Here is a 3,928-nt window from a genome sequence, read left to right as displayed (position 1 = left end):
TGAGCGTGCCCACCACCGCCGGGCGCGTGGCGGTGGTGGGCACGCTCACCGAGGACCTGAAGTCGCCCTGGGGGCTCGCCGAGCTGCCCGGCGGCGATCTGCTCGTCTCCTCGCGGGACGAGCGGACCGTCACCCGGGTCGACGGGCGGACCGGCGCGAAGACCCTCCTCGGCGAGGTGCCGGGGGTGGTCCCCGGCGGTGAGGGCGGACTCCTGGGGCTCGCGGTCCGGGACGGCCGGGTGTACGCGTACCTGACGACCGCCTCGGACAACCGCATCGTGCGCATGCGGTACGGCGGCGGGCGGGGCGACCGGCTCGGCCCGCCGGAGCCGGTGCTCACCGGCATCCCGAAGGGGCTGGTGCACGACGGCGGACGGATCGCGTTCGGGCCGGACGGGATGCTGTACGCGGGGACGGGCGAGACGGGCCGGACCGGTCTGGCCCAGGACCGGGCCTCGCTCGGCGGGAAGATCCTGCGGATGACGCCGGAGGGCCGGCCGGCGCCGGGCAATCCCTTCCCGGGCTCGGTGGTCTATTCGTACGGACACCGCAATGTGCAGGGGCTCGCCTGGGACCCGGAGGGCCGGCTGTGGGCGGCCGAGTTCGGGCAGAACACCTGGGACGAGCTGAACCTCGTCGAGCCGGGGCGGAACTACGGCTGGCCGGAGGTCGAGGGCCGGGCCGGGCGGGCCGGGTTCACGGACCCGGTGGCCCAGTGGCCGACCTCGGAGGCCTCCCCGAGCGGCATCGCGTACGCGCGGGGCGCGATCTGGATGGCCGCGCTCAGGGGCGAGCGGCTGTGGCGCGTCCCCGTCTCCGGCGCGAAACGGTCCGGGGAGCCCGAGGCGTTCCTGACGGGCGAGTACGGGCGCCTGCGCACGGTCCTCGCGGCGGGCGGCGGCCGGCTCTGGCTGGTGACCAGCGAGACCGACACCCGGGGCACGCCCGGCCCCGGGGACGACCGGATCCTCCGCCTTGAGGTGCGGTGAGGGGTCAGAGGGGCGTGTCGAGGAGGTGGAGGCGGTGGGCCAGGGCGGCGGCCTCGCCGCGCCCCGCGACGCCGAGCTTGGCGAGGATGTTGGAGACGTGGACGCTGGCCGTCTTCGGCGAGATGAACAGCTCCTCGGCGATCTGACGGTTGGTGCGGCCGGCCGCGACCAGGCGCAGCACGTCCTGCTCCCGGGGCGTCAGGCCGAAGCCGTCCTCCCCGGGCTCGGCCGGCGCCGGGGCCTGCTTCTCCGGGGCGAGGGAGAGGCGGGCGCGGGCGGCGAGGAGTTCCACGTCCTCGCGGAGCGGGCGGGCGCCGAGGCGGACGGCGGTGGCGTGGGCCTCGCGGAGCAGGTCCGCGGCCTCCTCGCGGCGGCCCCCCTCGACGAGCAGGGCGTCGGCGAGCCGGTGGCGGGCACGGGCCAGCTGGTACGGGCGTTCCAGCGGCTCCCAGGCGGCGACGACCTCGGCCCAGCGGGCGGCGGTCTCGCGGCCCTCGGCGCGGGCGAGCTCCTCGGAGACCTGCCGGGAGTAGGCCTCCCAGACCGGGGCCGGGGTGGCGAGGCCGCGGACGCAGCGGCGGACCAGGGCGATTGCCCCGGCGCGGCCCTCGTCGGCGGCGGGCAGTCCGCGGCTGTCGGCCTCGGCGGTGATCGCGGTGAGCACGAGGGGCCAGCCGTAGCGGTGGGTGCCGGGCGGGAAGCCGGTCTCCGCGGTGGCGGCGAGCTGTTCCCGTACGTCCGCGAGGCGGCCCTCGGCGGCTGCGACGGCGATCTCGGCCTGGGCCGTGGGCAGGGTGTACTGCGGGATCGGGTCGCGGGTGCCGTAGCGCGTACGGGCCTCGGCGAGGTGCTCGGCGGCCCTGGCCGACTCGCCGCGGGCGGTGGCGAGGTGGGCGAGCTGGAGCAGGGCCGTGCCGCCCGGCTTGGTGCTGCTCGCCCCGGAGCGGAGCAGCAGCTCGGCCTCCTCCTTGCTCCGGTCCCACTCGCCGAGCGCGAGGAGCGACTCGGCGAGGTTGGCGCGGATCCAGCCGGCGCTGTCGACGAGGCCGCGGGAGCGGGCCAGTTCGATGCCGGTGATGGCGATCTCCACGGCCTCGCGGGAGCGGCCGATCGCCTCCATGGAGGAGGAGAGGTTCACATGGGCGCGGGCGGCCTCGTGGTACTGGCCGAGGGCGATGGTCCGTTCGCGTGCCTCGTGGATCGTGGCGAGCCCGCCCTCGGTGTCCCCGGCCGACACCATGATGGTGCCGAGGGTGATCCGGGCGTTCAGCTCGATCGGCTCGGCCTTGACGAACCGGGCGTACTCGACGGCGCGTTCGGCGGCGGCGAGCGCCTCGGGGCCGGGGTTGCGGAGCATGCCCCAGCCGGCCGCGCCGACCAGGACGGTGGCGTGGACGGCGGACGGCGGGAGGCCCTTGACGAGTTCCTGGGCGCGGGCGATCTCCGGCCAGCCGTCGCCCTTGCCGAGGTTGGACTGGAGCCTGGCCATCTCGGTCCAGAACCAGGCGGCGCGCAGCGGGTCGTTCTCCTCGAAGTCGAGGATCCGGAGCGCCGTGCGGCAGATCTTCGCGGCCCGCTCGCGCTCTCCGGCGAGCCGGGCGGCGACGGCGGCCTCGGCGAGCAGGTCGAGGTAGCGCAGCGAGGTCTCGGGCTCGCAGCCGCAGGCGGGGTAGGCGTCGGCGTGGTCGATGGGCCGCAGGGAGTCCCGTACCCCGCCGGGCACCTTGTCCCACAGCTCCATGGCCCGTTCGAGGAGGCTGAGCTGCTCGGCGTAGGCGTGGCGCTTGCGGGTCTCGACGGAGGCCCGGAGCACGGTGGGGAGGGCCTTCTCCGGGTCGTGCGCGTGGTACCAGTACGTGGCGAGGCGGGTGGCCCGCTCGTGGGGGCGGACGAGCCCGGGGTCGGCCTCCAGGGCCTCGGCGTAGCGCCGGTTGAGGCGGGAGCGTTCGCCGGGCAGCAGGTCGTCGCTGACGGCCTCGCGGACGAGGGAGTGGCGAAAGCGGTAGCCCTCGCCGTCGGGGACGGCGAGCAGGATGTTCTTGCCGACGCAGGCCCGCAGGGCCTCGATGAGCTCGTCCTCGGGGAGCTGGGAGACGGCGGCGAGCAGCCCGTACTCGACGGTGGAGCCGCCTTCGGCGACGATCCTGGCGACCCGCTGGGCGGCCTCGGGGAGCGTCTCGACCAGGAGCAGGTCGCGCAGGGAGTCGCTGAGCTGGCCGACCGCGCAGCCGGCCTCGTGGGAGACGACGAGTTCCTCGACGAAGAAGGCGTTGCCGTCGGAGCGTTCGAAGACCTCGTCGACGAGTCCGGGGTCGGGTTCGGCGGCGAGGATGCCGGTGAGCTGGCGGTGCACCTCGGTGCGGGTGAAGCGGGAGAGTTCGATGCGGCGGATGGTGCGGAGCCGGTCGAGTTCGGCGAGGAGGGGGCGCAGCGGGTGGCGGCGGTGGATGTCGTCGGCGCGGTAGCTGGCGACGACCACGATCCGGCCGCGGCGCAGGGTGCGCAGGAGGTAGGTGAACAGGTGCCGGGTGGAGGCGTCGGCCCAGTGCAGGTCCTCCAGGACGAGCACGATCGTACGGTCGGCGGCGAGCCGCTCCAGGAGCCGTACGGTCAGTTCGAAGAGGCGGGCGGTGGAGTCCTCGTCGGCGGGCTCGTGGCTGCCGGGGTCGCCCAGTTCGGGCAGCAGGCGGGCGAGTTCGCCCTCGTGGCCGTCGGCAGCGGCGGTGAGTTCGTCGGGGAGGCGGCGGCGGAGCGCGCGCAGAGCGGCGGAGAAGGGCGCGAAGGGCAGGCCGTCGGCGCCGAGTTCGACGCAGCCGCCGAGCGCGACGACGGCGTCCTGCTCGTGGGCCGTGTCGAGGAACTCCTCGATGAGCCGGGTCTTGCCGACGCCCGCCTCGCCGCCGATGAGCAGGGCCTGGGGCTCTCCCGCGCTTGCGCGG

2 protein-coding genes are annotated in these 3,928 nt (G+C 75.5%); one reads left to right on the top strand and one right to left on the bottom strand.

Annotation, left to right across the window (positions count from 1 at the left end; genetic code table 11):
* Positions 1 to 989: sorbosone dehydrogenase family protein (locus CCN56_RS39805; protein ID WP_086832449.1), on the top strand; the 989-nt coding region annotated here is incomplete at its 5' end.
* A gap of 4 nt (positions 990 to 993) precedes the next feature.
* Here CCN56_RS39805 and CCN56_RS39800 read toward each other — a convergent pair.
* Positions 994 to 3,928 (bottom strand): helix-turn-helix transcriptional regulator (locus CCN56_RS39800; RefSeq protein WP_086832448.1); only part of this gene is annotated, 2,935 nt, incomplete at its 5' end.

The organism is Streptomyces sp. NRRL B-24572 (genome assembly GCF_002156145.1).
In the GTDB taxonomy this organism is placed as follows: domain Bacteria; phylum Actinomycetota; class Actinomycetes; order Streptomycetales; family Streptomycetaceae; genus Streptomyces; species Streptomyces vietnamensis.
Note: the sequence above shows the minus strand (reverse complement) of the source record. Positions and strands in the feature narration are given on the sequence as shown.